Here is a 24178-nt window from a genome sequence, read left to right on the forward strand (position 1 = left end):
CCCGGCCGGTGCGCGTGCGACACGCGTCGCGGCCCGGGCAAGGGAGAGTGGGATGAAGCGGGAGCGTGACGGGAGCAAATCGATGAGCGAGGCAAAAGGGCTGGCGGCTTCCGGCGGCGGCGGTGCGGCGCGCGCGCTGACGGGGAACGACGTCGAGACATGGCTGAAGCGGCACCTGATGGTCGACGCCGAGGCACCGCTGTCGCGCAATCAGCGGGGCATCTGGTCGCGGCAGATGCTGTATCCGGCGGACCCGCTCTACAACGTGGCCGTCGCCTGCACGGTTGGCGCCAGCTTCGATCGCGCGCTGTTCCGGCGCGCTTGTCAGCGGTTCGTGAATTGCCACCAACTGCTCAACGTGCGCATCGTCGCCGACGGGCGCGAGCTGGTGCAGCGCGTCGACTCCGCCCGCGAACTCGCGTGGCGCGAATTCGATCTCGGCGAGACGCTCGAGGCTTGCCGCGAGCGCGCGCGGCGCGACGCCGACGTTCCGTTCTCGCTCGACGACGGTCCGATCTATCGGATCCATCTGCACGTCGCGGCCTCGGGCGAAACCGTCGTGCTGCTGGCGGTGCATCACATCGTTTGCGACGGCGCTTCGGTCAGCCGCTGGCTCTCGACGATCTGGCAGGACTACCGCGCCATGAAGCGGCAGTGCGCGCCGTCGGCGGCGCCGGACGGCGCGAGCTTCGTCGATTTCGTGAAGCACGAGGCCGACTATCTCGATTCGGCGGCGGGGCGCAAGAGTCTCGCCTACTGGCGCATGCAATGCCCGAACGGCCTGCCGCCTCTCGACGCGGCGCTCGATCCCGCGCCCGCCGCCGCCGATGCCTCCGTGTTCGCGACCGAGCGGCTGTCGTTTGCGATCGATGGCGCGCTGGCCGGGCGCGTCCATGCGTTTCGCAAGACCGGCTCGTCGAGCCCGTCCACGTTGCTGATGGGCGCTTTCGCGCTCGCGCTGTCGGCCTGGCGCGGCAAGCGCTGCTTCACGCTCGGCTTGCCGACGCTCGGCCGCCCCGGCAGCGGTTTCGCGTCGAGCATCGGCAATTTCGCGAATCTCGTGCCGGTGATTTGCGACCTCGATCCGGCGCAGCCGTTCTCGCAATGGCTCGACGGCTGCCAGCGCTACGTCTATCGCGCGCTCGACCATTGGTATCCGTTCGCCGAACTGCTGCGTGCGCTGCCGCGCCATGCCGGTGCGCCGCCGTCGATCCAGGCCGTGTTCGCCTACCAGAAGTTCGGCGATGCGATCGACATCGGCGCGCTGCCGGAGCGGCTCGCCGACACCATCGAGCTCGCATTCGTCGACGATGTCTTTCAGCGCGACGAGTATCCGGTGACGTGCGAGGCCGTCGAAGCCGGCGACGCCTGGACAGTGAACCTCAAGTACAAGAGCGCGGTGATCGGGGGCGATGCCGCGCGCGCGTTGCAACGGACGTTCGTCGCCGTGCTGGACGAGGCGCTCGCGGATCCGGACCGGCCGGTGGGCGCGCTGACGGCGCGCGGCGACGTCGGCGAGACAGGCGCGCCCGATGTCCCGCACGGCGACGCCACGCGCGAGCCCGCCGCCCGCGCGGGCGAGGCGAGCCTTGGCGCGCGTTTCGCGGCGCGCAGCCGGCGCGACCCCGCGCGGCGCGCGCTGAGCTTCGCGGGCCGCCACATCGCCTACGGCGAACTCGACCGCGACAGTGACGCGCTCGCGCGGCATCTCGCGGCAAGCGGCGTGCAGCGCGGCGATCTGGTGCTGTTGTGCGTGGCGCCGTCGCCGGCGTTGATCACGGCGATCCTCGCGATTCTGAAGGCGGGCGCCGCCTACGTTCCGGTCGATCCGAGTGCGCCGCCGCAGCGCGTCGCGATCATCCGCGAGGACAGCGGCGCGCGCTTTGCCGTCACGACCTCGGATTGCGAGGCGCCGGTCGCCACCGTCGCGCGGCGCATCGTGCTCGATCGTGACGGCGCGGCGATTGCCGCGTCGGCTGCGCGCGAGCCGGCCCTCGCGCTACCCGAGGTCCGGCGCGACGATCTCGCCTACGTGATCTACACCTCGGGCACCACCGGCAAGCCGAAGGGCGTGATGATCGAGCACGGCAACGTGCTGCGCCTGTTCGACCGCACGGACCCCTGGTTCGGCTTCGGAGAGGACGACGTCTGGACGCTGTTCCATTCCGCGGCCTTCGATTTCTCGGTCTGGGAGATCTGGGGCGCGCTGCTGTACGGCGGCCGTCTCGTGATTCTCGACGCGGCGCAGCGCAAAGACACGGCGCGGCTGCTGGAAGTGCTGGCCGACGAGCAGGTGACGGTCTTCAACCAGACGCCGGCCGCGTTCTACGCGGTTGTGCGTGCGGCCGAGAGCAGCGTGCCGCGGCGTCCGCTGGCGCTGCGCTACGTGGTGTTCGGCGGCGAGAAGCTCGATTTCGCACAACTCGCGCCCTGGATCGCGCGCCATGGCGACAGCCGCCCCGCGCTCATCAACATGTATGGCATCACCGAGACCACGGTCCACGTCACCTACGCGCCGGTGACGGCCGCGGACGTGGCAGGCGCGAGCGCGTCGGTGATCGGCCGGCCGATTCCCGACCTCGACGTGCTGCTGCTCGACGAGCAGCGCGCGCCGGTGGCGGATGGCGACATCGGCGAAATGTACGTCGGCGGCGCAGGCGTCGCGCGCGGCTACCTGAACCGGCCGGAACTCACGCGCGAGCGCTTCGTCGAGATCGCGGGCGCGCGCTGCTACAGGACGGGCGACTTGGCGCGGCGCAATGCACGCGGCGAACTCGAGTACGTCGGCCGCAACGATGCGCAGGTGAAGATTCGCGGCTACCGCATCGAGCTGGGCGAAATCGAGGCCGCCGTCAACCAGCATCCGGACGTCGGTCAGAGCGTGGTCGTCGCGCACGAGCATGCCAACGGCACCCGGCATCTCGTCGCCTACTACGTGGCGCGCAAACCGGGGGCTCACGACGACGCGCGCACGCGGGACTTGCGCGCCTTCGTCGCCGGAAAGCTGCCTGACTACATGGTGCCGGCTTTCTTCGTCGCGCTCGCGGAACTGCCGGTGACCGGCAACGGCAAGTTCGATCGGCGCGCATTGAGCCTGAGGCCGATCGTGCTCGCGTCGGCCGGGCACGACGCGGCCGACGCGAGCGAGACCGAGGCGCGGGTCCGCGAGCTCTGGCGGCAGGTGCTCGGCGTCGCGCCGGCGCATCTCGACCAGGGCTTCTTCGAGGCGGGCGGCGATTCGCTGTCCGTGGTGCTGCTCGCGCGCGCGATCGAGCAGGCGTTCGACTGCGCGTTCGCGCCCGCGAACCTGTTCCGCTTTGCGACGGTGCGCGAAATCGCGGGCCATCTGGTGGCGAGCCAGGGCGCGGGCCGCGCGGCGGCCGCCGCAAACGAGGCGGATGCGTCCCCCGTCGTGCCCGACTATTACGACGACAGCCTCGCGATCATCGGCATCTCGTGCGAATTTCCGGGCGCGACGGACCATCAAGCGTTTTGGGCCAATCTGCTGGCCGGCCGCGAGAGCGCGGAACGGCTTTCGCGCGCCGCGCTCGACGAGGCGGGCGTCGCGCCGGACCTCGCGAGCCATCCCGACTACGTGCCGGTGCGTTTCACGATTCCCGGCAAGACGAGCTTCGACGCCGATTTCTTCAAGCTGTCGGCGAAGCTGGCCGAATTCGCCGATCCGCAGTCGCGCCAGTTGCTGATGCATGCATGGAAAGCGCTCGAGGATGCCGGTTATGCGCCGGGGCGGCTCGATGCGACCGGCGTGTTCGTCTCGACCGGCAATAGCGGCTACCAGAGCCTGTTGGACAACGCCGCCGACATCGAGCACAACGACCGATATCTGGCCTACGTCATGTCGCAGGTCGGTTCGACGGCGGCGTTGATCTCCTATCACCTCGGCCTGACCGGGCCGAGCATGCATATCGGCACGAACTGCTCGTCGTCGCTGGTCGCGATCGACGCCGCGTTCAAGAGCCTGCGCGCGGGCGAATGCCGGCAGGCGATCGTCGGCGCGTCGACGCTGTTTCCGCACGCCAATGCCGGCTTCCTCTATCAGCCGGGCCTCAATTTCTCGAGCACCGGCCATTGCCGGACGTTCGACGCCGATGCCGACGGCATGATGGCGGGCGAGGGCGTTGCCGTGATCGTGCTGAAGAACGCGCGGCAGGCCGTGGAAGACGGCGACGCGATCCACGCGATCCTGCGCAGTGTCGCCGTCAACAACGACGGCTCGCAGAAGAGCGGCTTCTACGCGCCGAGCGTGCAGGGCCAGGGCCGCGTGATTCGCGCCGCGCTCGAACGCGCGGCCGGCGTCGAGGTCGCGTCGATCGCCTATGTCGAGGCGCACGGCACCGGCACGCGGCTCGGCGACCCCGTCGAGGTGATGGCGATCGACGAAGCGTACCGGCAGCGAACCGAGGCGCGGCAATTCTGCGCGATCGGCTCGGTGAAGCCGAACATCGGCCATCTCGACACGGCGGCGGGGCTCGCGGGCTGTATCAAGGTCGCACTGGCGCTGCAGCATCGCATGATTCCGCCGACCATCAACGTCGTCACGCCGAATCCGGCGATCGATTGGGCCGCGTCGTGCTTGCGCGTGCAGCGCGAGGCGTCGCCGTGGCCCGAGGGGGCACATCCGCCGCGCGCGGCGCTCAGCTCGTTCGGCCTCGGGGGCACCAACGCTCATGCGATTCTCGAGGCCGGCCCCGAGCTCCCCGTCGCGCCGCGCGATGCCGATGCGCCGGCGGCCGAACCGCAACTGGTGCTGCTGTCGGCGGCCGTGCCGCGGCTGCTGCCGATCATGGCGCGCACGTTGTCGGTGTACCTCGCCGCGCATCCGAATCTGCCGTTCGGCGCGGTGGCGGCCACGCTGCAGCTCGGCCGCCAGCCGATGAGGCACCGGCTCGCGATCATCGCGGCCGACGCGCGCGAGGCGGGCGCGCTGCTCGAACGTTATGCCGATGCGGCTCAAGGCGCGACGGCGGCGCCGCTGCCCGCCGCGATCGCGTGCTCGCGGCCCGGCGATGCGGCGCCGGAACCGGACGCCGCGAACGCGGCGGCGCCGGCGATTGTCGAAGGCCTCGCGCGTCGCGACTTGGCCGCGCTGGCCGCTCTGTGGGTCGAGGGCCACGACGTCGACTGGTCGCCGCTGCATGCCGGCGCGCCGGTGCGCCGCGTGCATCTGCCGACCTACCCGTTCGCGCGCCGGCACTATGCGGTGGCCGGTGTGCCGGCCGCACCGCGCACAGCCGCCGCGGCGCGGCCGGCGGCCGGCGCGCCGGCCGGTTTGCAGCTCGACGTGCAGCTTGGCGACAACGGCGCGCGGCAGGTCCATGTTCGGCTGCGGCGCGACGATTATTACCTCGACGAGCATCGCGTCGACGGCCGCCGCGTGCTGCCAGCCGTGATGACCTTCGAGCTGCTGCGCGCGGCCGCGATGACCGACGCCGCGGTGCCTGGCGCGGCCTGCCTGCGCATCGAGCGCGTCGCCTGGCTGCGGCCGGTGGTGTGCGACGACGAGACGCTGCCGCTTTGCGTCGAACTGGCCGCGCGCTCCCCCGGCCAGGACTGGCGTGCGCCCGTCCCGTTCGCGCTGACAGGCGTCGATGCCGCAACGGGCGAGCCGATCGTGTTCGCCGAGGGCGGGCTCGCGCTCGACACGCGCGCCGACGCCGACGATGAAGATGCCGCCAGGCGCGTCGCGCCGGCGATGCTGCGGCAGGCGCTCGCGGAGCAACGGATCGACGGGGCGGACTGGTATCGCTGGATCGCGGCAGGACGCGTTCGGTACGGGCCCGCCTACCTCGGCCTCGTCGAGGCCGGATGGAACGACGCCGGACTGACTGCCCGCGTGCGCTTACCCGAGTCGGGGTGCGGCTCGCTCGCCGCCTTCCCGTTGCACCCGGCGCTGCTCGATTGCGCGCTGCAGGCGAGCGTCGCGCTGGATCTGGTCCGGCGCCACGGCGGGAATCCCGCGAAGTGGCCGCGGGCGGCGCTGGCGGAACAGAAGCTGCCGTTCTTCGTCGAGCGTGTCGACGTGTTCGCGCCGCTCGAGGCGGACGTGTGGGTGCGGGTGCAAGATCACGAGACGGCCTCGATGGCGCGCGAAGCGCGGCACGACATCTTCATACATGGCGCGTCCGGCGCGCTGCTGGTCGCGATTCGCCATTTCGTCACGCGCGCGCTGCCGGGCGCGACGGCGCACGAGGCGACGGCCGATCACACTGATCATACTGATGCCGCCGATGCCGCGGCAGCCGCCGAGCTTCGCACGCTGACGATCGGCTGGACCCCGCTCGACGACGCGGACGAGGCCGGCGTCTCGACGACGCCCGTCGTGCTGTTCGGCATCGGCGAAACGCCGCCCGCGGCGCTTGCCGCGTGTTTCGCGGGCCGGCTCGCGCGTTACGTGCCGCTGCGCGCGGAGCCGGACGGCACGGCGCTGGCGGCCTTGCCCGCCGATGCCGCGCTGGTGTTCGCGCTGCCGGCGCTGGCCGCGCGCGTCGACGACGCGGCGCTGATCGACGCGCAGCGCGACGGCGTGATCGCGGCGTTTCGCTGGTTGCAGGCGCTGATCCGCCACGGCTTCGAACACGCCGACCTCGACTGCACTTTCATTGTCGAGCGCACGCAACGGGTGCGCGACGATGAGCCGATCGCACCGGCCCACGCCGGCGTGATCGGACTGGCGCAGAGCCTTGCCGGCGAATATCGGCACTGGCGCGTGCGCCTGCTCGATGTGAGCGCGTTCGCCGCGCTGCCCGCGCCGGCGCGCTGGCCGCGCGCGAGCCAGCAGGTGGTGTTCGCCTGGCGCGACGGCCGTTGGCATGCGCGCGGCCTCGTCGAGACGGCCGCGCCCGCGCCGCGCCCGACGCTGTATCGGCAGGGCGGCCACTACGTGGTGCTGGGCGGTGCGGGAGGCATCGGCCGCACCTGGACCGAAACCATGATTCGCCGTTATCGCGCCCGCGTGGTCTGGCTGGGGCGCAAGCCGCGCAATCGCGAGATCGAAGACGAGATCGCGCGCCTCGGCGCGTTCGGCCCCGCGCCGATCTACCTGCAGGCCGACGCGACCGATCTCGCCTCGCTGCGCCGCGCGCGGCACCGCCTCGCGGAGCTCGGCGTGGACGCGCTGCACGGCGTGGTCCATTCGGCGCTCGTGCTGGACGATCACGGCATCGCGAGCATGAGCGACGCGCAGTTCGCGCGCGCGCTCGACGCCAAGGTCGCGACTTCGGTGAATCTCGCGCGCGCGTTCGGCGGCTGCGACCTCGATTTCATGCTGTTCTTTTCCGGAACGATCTCGTTCGCGAACGCCGCGGGCCAGTCGAACTACGCGGCCGGCTGCAGCTTCCAGGATGCGTACGCGCTGGCAATGGCGGACGAGTGGCGGTGCGCGGTCAAGCTCGTCCACTGGGGGTACTGGGGGAGTGTCGGAGTCGTCGCGACGCCTGAATATCGTCGCCGCATGGCGGCGGCCGGCGTCGGCTCGGTCGAACCTGAACTCGCGATGCAACGGCTGGCTCAATTCATGCAGGACAATCACATGCGGCAAATGGCTGTCGAATCCCGTCCGCGCGCCTCCGGCGCCGCAGTCGCCACGACCCCGCCGGCGGCGGATGCGCCGCACGGCGGCGCCCCCGCGGCCGATTACCGGCAGCATCGGCTCCGGCATGGCGCGAGCCCGCTCGCACGGCGTGCGGACGCGCTGCGCGAGCATAACGGCCTGCGCGATCCGGCCGTCGAGCGCGCAGCGCTGCTGAAGGTGCGCGAGGCGCTCGGTGCGCTCGACGCGCTGCCGGTCGGGCGCGCGCCCGACGGCGCCTGGCTGCCCGCGTCGGGCAGCCGTCTCGCGGCGGCCTACGAGCGCTGGTACCAGGAAAGTTGCCGGCAGTTGCTGCGCTACGCGCTCATCGACGCATCGGGCGCCGTCGCGGCGCAGGCGCTCGACGATGCCGACGAGGCCTGGGCGCAGGTGCGCGACCGCTATCGCGCCCATCCGAGCGTGCGCGCCGGCATCGAGTTGATGGACACGTGCCTGCGCAGCCTGCCGGCGATCCTCGGCGGCGGGATCGCGGCGACCACGGTGATGTTTCCCGATTCGTCGATGCAACTGGTCGAGAACGTGCACCGCAATCATCCGATCGCCGACTACTTCAACGAGGGCGTCGCCGCGACGGTGACCGACTACGTGCGCCACCGCGTGGCGCGCGAGCCGGGCGCGCGGCTGCGAATCCTCGAGATCGGCGCGGGCACGGGCGGCACCAGCAGCAAGGTGCTGCCGGGCCTGTTGCCGTGGCGCGAGCATATCGACGAGTACCGCTACACGGATCTGTCGAAATCCTTCCTGTTCTATGCCGAGGACACCTACGCACCGGCCGCGCCGTTCCTCAAGACCGCGATCCTCGACATCGAGGCGCCGCCCGCGAATGGCCATCCGCATGCGGACAAGTTCGGCAGCTACGACATCGTGATCGCGGCCAACGTCCTGCATGCGACGCGCAACATCGGCCGCACGCTGCGCAACGCGCATGCGTTCATGCGCGACGGCGGGGTGCTGGTGCTGAACGAGATGAGCGGGAACTGCATCTTCTCGCACCTGACCTTCGGCTTGCTGGAGGGCTGGTGGCGCTACGACGACGAGCCGGCGCGCATCCCGGGTTGTCCGGGCCTGTTCCCGGCCGAATGGCAGCGCCAGCTCGAGCGCGTCGGTTTCGACGACGTGCATTTCCCGCTCGACAGTGCGCTGCCGCTCGGCCAGCAGGTGATCGTCGCACAATGCCGGCAGGCGGGCCGCCCGGCTCCGGAGCGCGATGACGCGGCCGGCGAGGCCGTGGCGCGCGACGGCGGCGCGCTCGAGCCGACGCTCGCCGCGCTGCTCGCCGACGTGCTGCGAATGGATGCGGACGGCATCGATCGGGCGCGCAGTTTCTCCGACATCGGGCTCGATTCGATCCTCGCGATCCAACTGACCAACCGGCTCAATGCGTACTTCGGGATTCGGCTCGGCACGATCGAGTTGTTCGACCACAACACGGTTGCGCGCCTCGCCGCTCATCTGGCGGGCCAGCATCGCGTGACGAACGAGGCGAGCGGCGCGACGCAGGCGGCGGCGCCGAGTGTGCCGGGTGCGCCGGCGGGGCCTGTGGCGCTCGCGGCAACGGCACCGGCTCGGCAAGCCGCGCCGGTGGCCGACGACGCACTGGAGCGCATGACGGCCATGGTGCGGGAGCAGGTCGCGAGCGCCGTGCGCGCCGGGGTGGACGAGATTGATCCGCATCGCAGCTTCGCGGACCAAGGCGTCGATTCGATCATCGGCGTGCAACTCGTGAACCGGCTCAACAAGCGGCTCGGCCTGCGCATCGCGACCACCGTGATCTTCGATCACAACACGGTCGGCCGACTCGCGGCCCATCTGTGCGAACGGCACGGCGCGGCGCTTGCGGCGCCGGATACGGCGCCGGCCGGGATGGAGCCGTCGCCGCGCGCCGGCCGCGCGGCGGCGCTCGATGTCGCACCCGCGCGTGCCATCGCGAGGGCGCCGGCCGCCGCGCCCGATCCGCTGCCGCGCGTGCCGCCGGCCGACGGCACGCGCACGATCCACGCGGTCACGATCGACGGCCCCGGCGAGATCGAGGACCTGTCGATCGCCAACGTCGCGCCGCGCGAACTCGCGCACGACGAGGTGCGCGTCGCCGTGCGCGCGTTCTCGCTGAATTTCTCGGATCTGCTTTGCGCGCGCGGGCTTTACCCGAACATGCCGCCGTATCCGTTCGTGCCCGGCAACGAGGCGGCCGGCGTCGTGATCGAGGTGGGCGCGGGCGTCACCGCATTGCGGCCCGGCGACGAGGTCGTCTGCCTGTGCCAAGGCTGCCATGCCGAGCAGCTTGTCTGCTCGGCCGGCCAGGCATTCGGGAAGCCCGCGGGCTGGACCTTCGAGGAGGCCTGCGCGCTGCCGATCGTCGGCATCACGATGATCGATGCGTTCCGCAAGGCCGCGCCGGCGCGCGGCGAGCGGATACTGATCCAGACCGCGACGGGCGGCACCGGGCTGATCGCGGTCCAGCTCGCCATGCACCACGGCATGCAGATCTACGCAACGGCGGGCAGCGAGGCGAAGCTGCGTCATCTGCGCGAGCTGGGCGTCGCGCACACCATCAACTATCGCACGCACGATTTCGCGCAAGAACTGGCTCGGCTCGCGCCGGGCGGCGTCGACGTCGTGATCAACACGCTCGGCGGCAACGCGTTGCAGAAGGGGCTCGACTCGCTCGCGCCCGGCGGCCGCTATGTCGAGATCGCGATGACCTCGCTGCGCAGCGCGCGCAGCGTCGACCTCTCGTCGCTGTCGGACAACCAGACCTTCTACAGCGTCGATCTCGCGCGCATGGGCGCGCGCGCGCCGCAGCGCATCGCGCAGCACTGGGACGAACTCGTCTCGCTGACGGCGCGCGGCATCATCCGTCCGACGATCTCCAAGGTGGTCGCGTTTCGCGACGTGCACGATGCCTATCGCCGCCTCGCCGACCGCGAAAACATCGGCAAGATCGTGGTTCGCGTGGGCGAGCCGGATGAGCCCGCGCCGCGCAGCCGCGCGCACGGGACGACCCGGCCGATGCGCGGCGATGCGTCGCGCGGCGCGGCCGAAGCGGGCGGGGCCGCGCGTGCCGGCGCGCGCGCGACGCATGACGACGACATCGCGATCATCGGCATGAGCGGGCGCTTTGCGCGTTCGCCGGACCTCGATGCGTTCTGGTCCCACCTCGCGTCGGGCACAAGCCTGATCGGGCCCGTGACGCGCTGGGATCTCGGCGGCGGCGAGGCGCGCTGCGAGACGGGCAGCTTTCTCGACGATCCGTCGTTGTTCGATCCGTTCTTCTTCAAGATCTCGGGCACCGAGGCGCGCTATATGGATCCGCAGCAGCGCGTGTTCCTGGAGGAGGCGTGGAAGGCGCTTGAGGACGCCGGGTATGCGGGCGAGCCGGGCGGCGAGCGGCGATGCGGCGTCTATGTCGGCTGCTCGGGCGGCGATTATCCGTTGCTGTTCCCCGGCCCCGGCGCGCCCGACAGCGACACGCGAGCGCGCCCGCCGATCCAGTCGTACTGGGGCAACGCGGTCTCCATCATCCCGGCTCGCATTTCCTATTTTCTTGATCTGCACGGCCCGGCCGTCGCGATCGACACGGCTTGCTCGAGCTCGCTCGTCGCCCTGCACATGGCATGCATGGCGCTGCGCAACGGCGAGATATCGATGGCGCTGTGCGGCGGAGTGTTCGTGCAGTGCACGGCCGGCTTCTATCAGCAGGCGCAGCGCGCCGGCATGCTGTCGACCACGGGCAATTGCTATGCGTTCGACGCGCGGGCCGACGGCTTCGTGCCCGGCGAGGGCGTCGGCGCGATCGTGCTGAAGCGCCTTGCCGACGCGATCGCGGACGGCGATCACATCGACGGCGTGATCGTCGCATCGGGCATCAACCAGGACGGCAGCACGAACGGCATCACCGCGCCGAGCGCGCGCTCGCAGGAGGAACTCGAGACCGGCGTCTACGACCGCTATGGAATCGACCCGCGCGGCCTGCAGATGGTCGAGGCGCACGGCACCGGCACGCCGCTCGGCGATCCGATCGAATTCACCGCGCTCGCCAATGCGTTCGGCCGCTATACGCAGGATCGCGCTTTCTGCGCGCTCGGCTCGGTGAAGACCAACATCGGACACACCACGACGGCCGCGGGCATCGCCGGCGTGCTGAAGATCCTGCTCGCGCTGCGCCATCGCCAACTGCCGCCGTCGTGCAACTTCGAATCCGGCAATCCGGCGATCGACCTGGACGCCAGCCCCTTCTACGTCAACACACGCCTGCGCCCGTGGAGCGTCGAGCCCGGCCGGCGCCGGATGGCGGCCGTGAGCTCGTTCGGCTTCAGCGGCACCAATGCGCATGCGGTGATCGCCGAGGCGCCGCCCGTCGCAGCCGAGGGCCGGCGGCTCGCGCGCGGCGAGCCCGAACTGCTCGTGCTGTCGGCGCAGACGCGCGAACAGCTCGACCGGCAACTGGCGCGGATGGCCGAGTTCTTGTCCGGCGAGGCCGCACGCGACCTGTCGCTCTCCGACATCGCCTTCACGCTGGCCGTCGGGCGGCGGCGGATGCGCTATCGCTGGGCCTGCGTCGCGAGCCGCGTCGAGGACTTCATCGCGCATTGCCGTGCCGGCGTGCCGGCGTCGCCGTCGTCTTCGGGGCCGGTGTTCCACGGCGACGCCAACGCGTCGCTGTCGCCGCGCGACGCCGACGAAGGCGCGCCAGCCGATCCCGCCGCGCAGGCTTGCCACTTCGTGGCGGGCGGCCGGCTCGATCCGGCGCGCTGGGCGGGCCGCGGTTGTTGCCGCGTGCGCCTGCCCGTCTATCCGTTCGCGTGCGAATCGTACTGGGTCGAGATGCCCGCGCCGGCGCGCAATCCCTGGCCGCCGCTCGAGGCGGGCGAGGCGGGCGAGGCGGACGGTGTCACGCGGCGTTTCTCGCGTCGTCTCGACGGCAGCGAGCCGTTCCTGCGCGACCATCGCGTGCACGGCGAGCCCTGGCTGCCCGCCGTCGTCTATTGGGAAATGACGCGCTGGTCGGTCCGCCAGGCCGCGCCCGACGCGCCCGCGACGGACCAGGTCGTGCTGCGCGACGTGATCTGGCGGCAGCCGTTGTCGCTCGGCGCCGGTCCGCGCATCGTCGAGGTTCGCCTCGATCGCGATGGCGTCGCGGCGTCGCGCTTTCGCTTCGCGATCGAGAGCCGGCCCGACGGCGCGAACGGCGCCGCGGCGGCGCTCACACATTGCAGCGGCTTGGTCGAGATCGCGCGCACCGACGATGCCGGCGCTTCGTGCCTGCTCGATCCGGCTGCGTTCCGCCGTCAAGCCGAGGAACTCGATGTGGCCGATTGCTACCGCGCGTTTGCCGCGCTCGGCATCGAATTCGGCCCGAGCCATCGTGGCCTGAAGAAGCTCTACCGCTACCGTGGCCAGTTGCTCGCGCAGGTCGGCCGCACGGGCATGGCCGGGATCGACGACGGATACCTGCTGTCGCCGACCATCACGGATGCCGCCCTGCAGGCCAACATCGGCAACGTGCTCGGCGCCGAGCCCGACGCGCTGCCGGTGCCGCACGCGATGGACAGTCTGACGATCGTCGACGCGCCGCGCGATCCGAGCTGGGTCTGGGTACGCCCCGGCCTCGACGGCGAGCGCGGCGCGGCCGGCATGCGCCACGACATCGAGGTGTTCGACGACGGTGGCCGACTGCTGCTCGCGATGCGCGGCTGCCGCTCGGCGCCGGCGCGGCGCCGCCGCGCCGCGACGCCGGCGCACCCGCTCGTGCATGCGGCGGCCGACGGCCCCGAGCCGCGCTATCGCAGCGAATTCGACGGCACCGAGTTCTTTCTCGACGGCCACCGGATCGCCGGCATGAAGGTGCTGCCGGCCGCGTGCTACCTCGAAATGGTGCGCTACGTGAATGCGCGCGCGAGTGCGCCCGGCGGCGTGCTGCGCGAGCTCGTCTGGCTTGCGCCGTACCAGGTCCCTGACCTGGCGGACGGCGCGCGGCCCGCCCCCGTCACGACGTGGGTGGATGCGGGTGCCGAGCGGCGCTGCCGCGTCGCGAGCACGCGCGAGGGCGGCGAGCAGGTCCTGCACTTCGTGGGGCGCTGGGAGCCGGCGCCGGATGCGGCGCTCGCCGCGGTCGACGTCGATGTCGACGCGATCGCGCGCCGCGCCACCGAGCGTCTCGACCATGACGCGCTGGCCGCGCTCGTCGAGGGAGCCTCGTCGTTCGGCGAGCCGTTCCGGGTGATGACGTGGCTGCGGCACGGCGTCGACGAGGCGCTGGCCGCGTACCGGCTGCCGGCCGGGCGCAGCGAGCCGTTCCATTGGCATCCGGGGATCCTGAGCGCGGCGTTCGGCGCCGTCGAGATGTGGATCGCGGCGCGCGGCGAGACCGGCGTACATCGTCTGCCGTACGGTATCGACAGCGTGACCGATTACGCACGGCCCGCCGACGCCGGCTATATCCACGTCCGCCGCGTGTCGGGCAAGGGTGCGAAGCTTGAACGCTACGACATCGATCTGCTCGATGCCGACGGGCGGATCGCGACGGCGTTGCGCGGCTATTCGGTGCGGCCCTGGCTGCCGGGCGAGCGCCCGGACGCGACAGGCGCCGTTGAGCGCGCCGCCGTCCCGGTGACGACGGGCACGTCACGCTGGTGCGACGCGCCGCTGTCGGCCGCCGCGCCGGCACGCGCCGGCGCGGACGTCGACAGGTTGTTCATTGCGCCGGATCACGACGCGGCGCTGCACGCCTGGCTGCGCGAACTCGATCCGGCGGCGCGGCTGTGCCGGCTGCCGTGCGAGGCCGGCGCGGGCGATGACGACGGTCCGGCGCGCGCCCGCCGCATCGAGGACGCGTACCGGCAAGCCTTCGAGGCGATTCGCGCGATTGCGGATGCGGCCGGTGCGCGCGACGCGCACCTGCTCATGCTGATTCCCGATGCGTCGCACGATGACGTGATGCCGAGCCTGCAGGCGCTCGCCGCGACGGCCGCGCTCGAATACGGCCGCGTGGCGGCGAAGACCGTGCGCTACGCTGCGGCGGGCATTGCCGATGCGTCGGCCGTCGCCTATCGCGAGCGCTTGCGGGGCGAACTGCTGCACGTCGACGCGCACGAGCCGGAGGTGCGCGTCGCGCTCGATGGCGGGCGCCAGGCGCGCCGCGTCGCGACGGCCGCGCTGCCGGATCGGGCGGCGGCCGGCGAGCGCGGCGGCGGCGCGCTCGCCGTGCGTCCGCTCGAAGCGGGCGACGTGGTCTGGCTCGTCGGCGGGATGGGCGGCATCGGGCGACATGTGGCGCACGATCTGGCGCGGCGCGGGCTGCGCGTCACGATCAGCGGGCGCCGTATCGATCCGGCGGGATGGGCGGCGTTCGCGGCGGCGGCCGGCGCGGCGGGCGCGCGGCTCGACACGCTCGCGGTCGACGTCGCGAACCCGCGTGACGTGGAGCGCGCCGTGGCCGCGATCATGGCGAAGCACGGCCGCCTCGACGCCGTGATCCATGCCGCCGGCGTGATCGACGACGCCTACCTGCGGCACAGCAGCGCGGCCGACGCGGGGGCCGTGTTTGCCTCGAAGCTGCACGGCGGCGCGAATCTCGACCATGCGACGCGCGACCTGGACCTGAAGTGCTTCGTGCTGTTCTCGTCGCTGTCGGCGCTGGGCAGCCCGGGGCAGGCCGCCTACGCGGTCGCCAACGCCTACCTCGGCCGGCTGGCCGTGCGCCGCAATCGCGAAGCGCTCGCGGGGACGCGGCGCGGCCGCAGTTTCGCGATCGGCTGGCCGCTCTGGCTCGACGGCGGCATGGCGATGGCGCCGGCCCGGCGCGCAATGATGCGCGAGCGAACCGGACTCGACGCGCTGACGACGGCACAGGGTCTCGCGGTGCTCGATGCCGTGCTGAACGCGTGCCCGGTCGCGACGCCGGAGGACAGCGTGCTGCTGGTCGCGCCGGGCGTCGATCGCAACCGCATCGTGCGTGCGCTCGACGCTCGCTTCGCCTTGGCCGCGGCCGACGCCGGGACCGCCGCAGGGCGAGCGGCGCGGGAACCCGCCGACGTCGATTTCGCGGCCCGCGGAGCTTGCGCCGGTTCCACCCGCGATTCGGCGCCGGAGCCGACGCAGCTTCGTGCGGCCGTGCTCGACGCGCTGAGGGCGACCGTCGCCGCGCAACAAGCCATCGACGCCGCCAAGATCGACGACGGCGCGCTGTTCCTCGATCTCGGCTACGACTCGATCAGCCTGATCGGCCTCGCACAGGATCTCGGCGCGCGGATCGGCTTGACTCTGCAGCCGACGTTGTTCTTCGAATACCCGGTGCTCGGCGCGGTCGCCGACCATCTCGTCGAGACGCAGTTCGACCGGTTGGCCGCGCATCTCGGCGGCCGGCCGGCGCAAGCCGAAGCCGCGGCGGATGTCTCGCCGGCGAGCGATTCGGTGCGGGCGGCGAAGCCCGACGCCGACCCGCAGCCGCAGCCGCCGTTACTCGACGCGCTGCTGGCGATCGTCGCCGAGCATTGCGGCAACAGCGCGCGGGCCGTCGCGGCCGACAGCAGCGTTCAACGGCTCGGCCTCGCCTCGCTCGACATCATCGCGCTCGCCGCGATGCTGAGCGATGCGCTGTCGATCAATGTGCGGCCGACGCTGTTCTACGAATGCGCAGATCTTCGCGCGCTGGCCGAGCAACTCGCGCACGCCCGTCCGGACCTGCCGCCCGAAACGCTGGCCGCGCTCATCGCTCGCCCGGCACGCCCGGCGCAGGCCGCCGGAGCGGCGGCATCCGTCGAACCCGGGCCGCGGACCGGCGCGGCCACGCCACGGGAGCACATCGCCGTGATCGGCATGAGCTGCCGCTTCCCCGGCTCGAATACACCCGGCGAATTCTGGCGCAACCTGGTCGACAATCGCGACTTGATCGGTCATGTGGCGGGGCTGCGCGCCACGTCGTCGAGCGGGGCGGCCGCACCGCTCGAAGGGGGCTTCGTCGACGATATCGAGCGCTTCGATCCGCAATTTTTCGGCTTGACGCCGATGGAGGCGGAGTTCATGGACCCGCAGTTCCGTCAGTTCCTGCAATGCGCATGGCGCGCCGTCGAGGATGCAGGCTATCGGATCGGCGATCTGGCGAAGCGGCGCGTCGGCGTGTTCGTCGGCGTGACGACGAGCGACTACCGCGATCTGTGGCTGAGCCGGATCGGCGCCGAATCGGCGGGCCATCTCGGCCTTGCGCACTTCATGATCGCGAACCGCGTGTCCTACCAATTGGACTTGCGCGGCCCGAGCGAGGTGATCGACACCGCGTGCTCGAGCTCGCTCGTCGCGATCCACCGCGCCTGCGAGAGCCTTGCCGGCGGCAATTGCGAGATCGCGATCGTCGGCGGCGTCAACGTGATCGCGAACCCGGCCGTTACCGAGGCGGCGGCGGCGGCCGGCATGCTGAGCCCGGACGGGCGCTGCAAGACGTTCGATCGCAGCGCCGACGGCTTTGGCCGCGGCGAGGGCGTCGGCGTCGTCGTGCTCAGGCGCGCGGCCGAGGCGATCGCCGCCGGCGATCATCTCGACGCCGTGATCGTCGCGAGCGGCGAGAACCACGGCGGGCGCGCGAGCTCGCCGTCGGCGCCCAACCCCGACGCGCAGCGCGCACTGATCGTCGATACCTACCGGCGCGGGGGCATCGATCCCGCCAGCGTCGGCTACATCGAGGCGCACGGCACCGGCACGGCGCTCGGCGACCCGATCGAGATCAAGGCGCTGGTGCGCGCGTTCGCCGAATTGGCCGAGGGCCGGCCCTGCGCGGCGCCACATTGCGCGATCGGCTCGGTCAAGGCGAACATCGGTCATCTCGAGGCCGCCGCCGGCATTTCCGCGTTCATCAAGACCGTGCTGATGCTCCGGCACGGCCGGATTCCTGGCAATCCGCACCTGAAGCAGCCGAATCCGTATCTCGAGCTCGCCGGCAGCCCGTTCGAGCTGGTCCGCGAGACGCGCGACTGGCCCGCGTCGCGCCGGCGCGCCGGCGTCAGCAGCTTCGGGCTGGGCGGCTCGAACGCGCACATCGTGCTCGACGCGGCCGACGCCTACCTGCCGGCGGCCGCGCGCGGTGCCTCACGGTCTGCGCCGGGCCCGGTTGCGATCGGGCTGTCCGCGCGGCGGCCGGCGGAACTCGATGCGATCGTTCACGCGCTGCACGGCTGGCTGTCGTCGACGACGGCCGCCATGCCGTCGCTGCAGGATCTCGCGTTCACGCTCGATCGCGGCCGCGACGCACATCCGTGCCGGCTCGCGTTCGTCGCGGCCGATCTCGACGAAGTGCGGCGCAAGCTGGCGCGCGCCGGCGCGGGCGGCGACGCGGCGGCGCTGGCCGCGCACGGCATCGCCGTCGGCCATGCCGGCGCCGCGCGTCACGAGGCCGAACTTGCCGCTGCCTATCGCAGCCTTGGCGGCTTCGCAGCCGAGGTGCCGCGCGAGCTGGATGCGTGGGCGCACGGCGAGATCGACACCTGGCGCGGCGCGCTCGCCGCGCAGGGCCGGCGGATCAGCCTGCCGACCTATCCGTTTGCCGGCAAGCCTTACTGGCTGCCCGACGCGCAGCCGACGGCGGCCGCGGGGGCCGCCCGTGTCGACGCCGGCGCCGCGCCGGCCACGCTGCATCCGCTGCTGCACCGCGAACTGCCGGCCGAGGCGGGTGCGCGGCGTTTTGCCGCCACCTTCAGCGGCGACGAGTTTTTCCTGGCCGATCACCGCGTGCGGGGGCAGCGACTGCTGCCCGGCGTCGCGAGTCTCGAAATGGCGCTGGCGGCGGCCTGCTTCGCTGCCGGCGAGACCGGCGAGCACGGTGAAAGCGGTGCCGTGCTGCGCAACGTCGTCTGGTCGCGGCCGCTCGTTTGGGACGCGGCGCGTCCGGGCGTGGTGATGAACCTGTCGGCCGGGAGCGCCGCGCGCGCGTGGCGCTTCAGCTTCGGCACCGGCACCGGCACCGGCGACGACGCCTGCGGCGAGGGCGAGATCGCGCTGACCGGGCCGCTGCCCGCGCGCGCGCTCGACCTCGAGCGGATGCGCGGCGAGCGGGACGGCACGCGCATGCCGGCCGAGGCCTGCTACCGGCGTTATCGCGAGGTCGGCATCGAGTATGGGCCCGGCCATCGCGGGCTCGAAAGGCTTTATCTCGGTCGCGACGACGTGCTGGCCGAACTGGTGCTGCCGGCCGGGCTCGCGGACGGCGCCGGCGCGTTCCGGCTGCATCCCGGGCTGCTCGACGCTGCCTGGCAGGCCGTGATCGGTCTCGCGATCGATCGCGGCCCGCGCGAGGCGAGCCTGCCGTTCGCGCTCGACGAAATGCGAATCGTGCGGCCGCCGCGTGCGTCGCGGCTGTGGGCGTGGATTCGTCCGGGCCGCGACGGCGAAGCGAGCGTCGACATGGATATCGCGCTGCCCGACGGGCGCATCGCGATCGAGCTGCGCGGGCTTCACACGCGCAAGCAACCCGCACCGGCGCCGCGCGAACTCGCGGCCGCGTGCGCGGACGGCCTGCTGCCCGTCGGCGAGGTCACGCTGAGCCCGGTCTGGGAGCCGCTGCCCGTGACGGCGCACGATGCGGCATGGCCGGCCGGACCCGGCGAGCTGTGGGTGTTCGGCGGTGACGACGCGGTGCGCGCCGCGCTGGGCGGCACGCGCGCCGTCGTCTGCTTCGACGGCCTCGACGGCCCGGAAGACGCATTGCACCGCGTCTTGCGCTCGCGTAAGGGGACGGCGGCCGCGCCGCATCTGCTCTGGATCAGCGCCGGCGGCGACGATCCGGGCCTCGATCCCGACGCGCTGGTCGCGCGCCAATCGCGCGGCATCCTGCCGCTGTTCCGGCTGCTCGGCACGCTGATCAACGCCGGATTCGACAGCGCGCCGCTCGCGCTGACGGTGGTCACGCGCAACCTGCACGCGCTTGGCGGCGGTCACACCGACGTGTCCGATGCCGGCATCGTCGGTCTCGCGGGCGCGGTGGCGCACGAGTATCCGCACTGGACGGTGCGGCACTGGGACATCGATGCGCCGGCCGGCGACGATGGCCGTTTCTTCGGCGGGCTGGACGCGCATCTGGCGGCGACGGCGGATGCCGACGGCGACGTGCGCGTGCATCGCGACGGCCGCTGGTATCGCCAGCGTCTCGCGCGCGTCGTCGATGAGGGCAGCGCCGAGCCGGCGTATCGCGAAGGCGGCGTCTATCTGGTGATCGGCGGTGCGGGCGGGCTGGGCCGCACCTGGTCGCGCCGCATGATTGAGCGTTTCGGCGCGCAGATCGTCTGGCTCGGCCGGCGCGCGCCGAACGACGAGATCCGCGCGCATCTCGGCGCGCTCTCGGCGCTCGGGCGCGGCGGCGTCACCTATTTGCAGGCGGACGCGGCCGACCCCGTTGCGCTGAAGCGCGCTCACGCCGAGATCGTCGAGCGTTTCGGCGGGCTGCACGGCATCGTGCACGCGCCGATCGTGCTGGCCGATCGCTCGCTCGCGCAGATGGACGAGGCGCAATTCCGCCTCGGCTATGACGCCAAGCTGAAGACGTGCGTGAATCTGTACCCGCTGTTCGCGCGCGAACCGCTCGACTTCGTGCTGTTCTTCTCGTCGCTGAACGCGTTCTCGCGCTCGGCCGGACAGAGCAACTACGTGGCCGGCTGCACCTTTGCCGATGGCTACGCGCGCAAGCTGGGCATGCTGCTGGACTGCGACGTCAAGGTGATCAACTGGGGCTACTGGGGCGACGTCGGCATCGTGGCCGGCGGGCGTCACCGCGAGCGCGCGCTGGCCTCGGGTCTCGATTCGATCGGCGCCGAGGACGGTCTGCGCGCGGTGGACGCACTGCTCGCGCGGCCCGGCGTGCAGGTCGCTTACGTGAAGACGGCCCGGCCGATCGCTGCGCGCCATTACGATCCGGCCACGGTGATTCGCCGCTATCCGCGCACGATTCCGGCCGTCGCGGCCGGGCGGCTCGCGCCGCGCGCGGCGCCTGCGGCCGATCTCGATGCGCTGAGCCGCGAGACGCTGACGTTCCGGCGCCGCGCCGGCGCGCTCGTCGAGCGGCTGATGCTGGCGACGCTGCAGCAGGCCTCGCTCGCTCCCACGAGCGGCGCAAGCGTCCCGGCAAGCCGTTTCGACGCGCAACTGCGCGCCTGCGCGCCGCCGCATGCCGAGGTCTATGCGAAGTGGCTCGCGCAGAGCCATCGGCTGCTCGTCGCGGCCGGTCATCTGGCCGCCGACGGCGACAGGCTGTCGTGCCGCGCGCCGGAGGACTCGCTCGACGCGCTATGGCAGGACTGGCGCCGGCTCGCCGACGAGCATGAGCGCAGCCCCGGCTGTGTCGCGCAGCTTGAACTGCTCGAATCGTGCCTGCGTGCGCTGGGCGAGATCCTGCGCGGCCGCGTCGCCGCGACAGATGTGATGTTTCCGGACGGCGGCATGTCGCGCGTCGAACGCATCTACCGGAACAACCCGGTGTCCGACCATTTCAACGCGGTGCAGAGCGAGGTGATTGCCGCCTATGTCGAGGCGCGGGTGAGGATGCAGCCGGATGTGCAACTGCGCCTGCTCGAGATCGGCGCGGGCACGGGCGGCTCGACGGACGGCCTGCTGCGCCGGCTCGAACCGTGGCGCGCGAATATCGCCGAGTACGGCTACACGGATGTCTCGAAGGCCTTCCTGATTCATGGCGAGACGCGCTATGGCGAGCGTCATCCGTACCTGAGGACGCGGCGCTTCGACATCGAGCAGGCGCCGGCGGCACAGGGCATCGGCGAGGATCGCTACGACGTGGTGCTCGCGACCAATGTGCTGCACGCGACTGCGTCGATGCGCGACACCCTGCGTCATCTGAAGGCGACGCTGCACCGCTTCGGCATCGCGGTCGTCAACGAGGTCAGCGAGGTGAACGTCCTCGGCCATGTCACGTTCGGCCTGCTGCCGGGCTGGTGGCTCAGCGCCGATCCCGAGCTGCGGATTTCCGGCGGCCCCGCGCTGTCGCCCGATACTTGGGCCTCGCTCGGCGCGGCCGAGGGGCTGCGCGCACTGGCGTTCCCCGCGCGCGAACAGCATGCGCTGGGGCAGCAGGTCATCGTGTTCGAGAGCGACGGCGTGGTGCGCGTGACGCAGCCGGCAGCCGCGTCACGCGATGCGGCTGCGTCTGAAACGCAGCCGGCGCTCGCCGCGTTTGGCGAACCGGCGCCGCGCGCGCACGCTCCGGACGACGCGGCGTCGCCGCCGTCGGACGGCGCGCTGTTCGACGCCGCGCTTGCGTTCGTGCAGCGGCTCGTCGCAGACACGCTGAAGCTCGACGCCGACGAACTGACGCCCGACGAGCATTTCCAGGCGCTCGGACTCGACTCGATCCTTGTCGTGCAATTGACGAAGCAGTTGCGCGGCTATTTCGACGACGTCACGAGCCCGCTGCTGTTCCGGGTCTCGACGGTCCGCGCGCTGACCGAACATCTGCTGCGCACCGAACGGGACAAGCTGCTCGGACACGTGCGGGGCGCCGCGCCACCCGCTCGGGTTCCGGCTCACGCCGCGGGTTCGGCCGCCGGCGCCGCGGCCGAACCCGGCGAGCGCCGCGCCGCCGTCCCGGCGGCCGCGGACGATGGCATCGCGGACACCGACGTCGCGATCATCGGCATGAGCGGCCGGTTTCCGCGCGCGCCCGACCTCGCGGCATTCTGGCGCAATCTGCGCGACGGCGTGAACTGCATCGGCGAAGTCCCGCCGTCGCGCTGGCGCTGGCAGGACTACTACGATCCCGAGCCGGGCAAGGCGGGGAAAATCTATACGCGCTGGGGTGGTTTCCTCGACGGCATCGACCGTTTCGATTCGCTGTTTTTCCGGATTTCGCCGAAGGACGCGGAAAAGATGGATCCGCAGGAACGCCTGTTCCTCGAGGAGGCGTACCGCGCGATCGAGGATGCCGGCTACACGCCGCACGGCCTCAGCGAGGCGGGCAGCGTCGGCGTGTTCGTCGGCGCGATGAACGGCGCCTACAACGCGCAGCCGAACTTCTGGTCGATCGCCAACCGGGTTTCGTACTGCTTCGATCTGTCCGGGCCGAGCATGGCGATCGATACCGCCTGCTCGTCGTCGCTGACGGCGCTGCACACGGCGCTCGAAAGCCTGCAATGTGGCTCGTGCGACGTTGCGATCGTCGGCGGGGTCAGCCTGATCGTCGATCCGGTCCAGTACCAGGGGCTGTGCGCGATGACGATGCTCTCGCCCGGCGATCGCTGCAAGGCGTTCGGCGCCGGCGCGGACGGCTTCGTCGACGGCGAAGGCGTCGGCGCGTTCGTGATCAAGCCGCTGCGCAAGGCGCTCGCCGACGGCGACGCGATCCACGGCGTGTTGAAGGGCAGCGCGATCAACGCGGGGGGCAAGACGCTCGGCTACACCGTGCCGAGTCCGGTCCGGCAATCGGACACTTTGCGCCGCGCGCTGGAACGTGCCGGCGTGACGCCAGCCGAGATCGGCTACATCGAGGCGCACGGCACCGGCACGGCGCTCGGCGATCCGATCGAGATCGCGGCGCTTACCGACGTGTTCGGCGGCGAGCAGGGCGGCGCGGGCGCATCGTGCGCGATCGGTTCGGTGAAGTCGAACATCGGCCACCTGGAGAGCGCGGCCGGCTTCGCCGGCGTCGCAAAGGTGCTGTTGCAGTTGCGGCATCGCCAACTGGTCCCGTCGCTGCATGCGGCCGAGGGCAATCCGGAGATCGATTTCGGCCGCACACCGTTGCGTGTGCAGCAGCAGCTCGCCGACTGGGCGCCGCGCGTGTCGCGCAGCGGCCGGCCGGTGCGCATCGCGGGCGTGTCGTCGTTCGGCGCCGGCGGCGCGAATGCGCACGTGATCGTGACCGAGGCACCCACGCGCCGCGACGTCCCGGCGCCGCGCGCGAAGGGGCCCGCGATCCTCGTGCTGTCGGCTCGCAGCGCCGATCGCCTGCATCGGAAGGTGGCCGATCTCGTGCATCACCTCGAGACGGACGGCGCCGGCGTGTCGCTCACCGATCTGGCGTTCACGCTGCAAACCGGGCGTGAGCCGATGTCGTGGCGTGCCGCCTGGGTCGCCGACAGCGTCGAGGCGGCGCTCGACCAGTTGCGCGCCTGGCTCGCGCGCGAGAATGCGGCCGGCGCCGACACCAGTGCGCGCGGCTTGCGCGGCGCGGCGCAGGCCGACGTCGATGCGCGGCGCCTGCTCGAGCGGGACGATCCGGCCGCGCTCGCGCGCGCCTGGCGCGACGGCGCGCAGGTCGATTGGGCGCGTCTGTACGACGGCGCGGCCGCGCGGCCGCGCCGGGTCCATCTTCCGACCTATCCGTTCGCTGGAGCCTCGTACTGGCGCGTCCCGGCGGAGCCCGACGCGGGACGTTTCGCGGGCGACAGCGGCGGCGCGGACGGCGCGGACGGCGGGCACGCCCAGGCCTTCGACGAGGATCTCTACGCGTCGGTCATCGACGCGCTGATCGACCGGACCCTGGACTCGCGAACGGCATGGCAGACCGTCCGATCCGGGCGCTGAACACGGCCGCGCGGCGGCCCTTCGGGGCCGGCCCGCGCGCCTCCCACGGAAATC

At 71.9% G+C, this 24178-nt stretch carries 1 protein-coding gene; it reads left to right on the top strand.

Annotated elements, in window-relative coordinates:
- Positions 1–82: 82 nt before the first annotated feature.
- Complete coding sequence (locus WT16_RS26055; protein ID WP_063534971.1) at positions 83–24124, top strand: non-ribosomal peptide synthetase; 24042 nt, start codon at positions 83–85, stop codon at positions 24122–24124.
- The last annotated feature ends 54 nt before the right edge of the window (positions 24125–24178 follow it).

The organism is Burkholderia sp. MSMB1589WGS, from assembly GCF_001636105.1.
In the GTDB taxonomy this organism is placed as follows: domain Bacteria; phylum Pseudomonadota; class Gammaproteobacteria; order Burkholderiales; family Burkholderiaceae; genus Burkholderia; species Burkholderia humptydooensis.

Bases quoted from the DNA above. Each gene is read 5' to 3' on its own strand.
- WT16_RS26055 (WP_063534971.1), top strand. From the start codon at position 83: ATGAGCGAGGCAAAAGGGCTGGCGGCTTCCGGCGGCGGCGGTGCGGCG.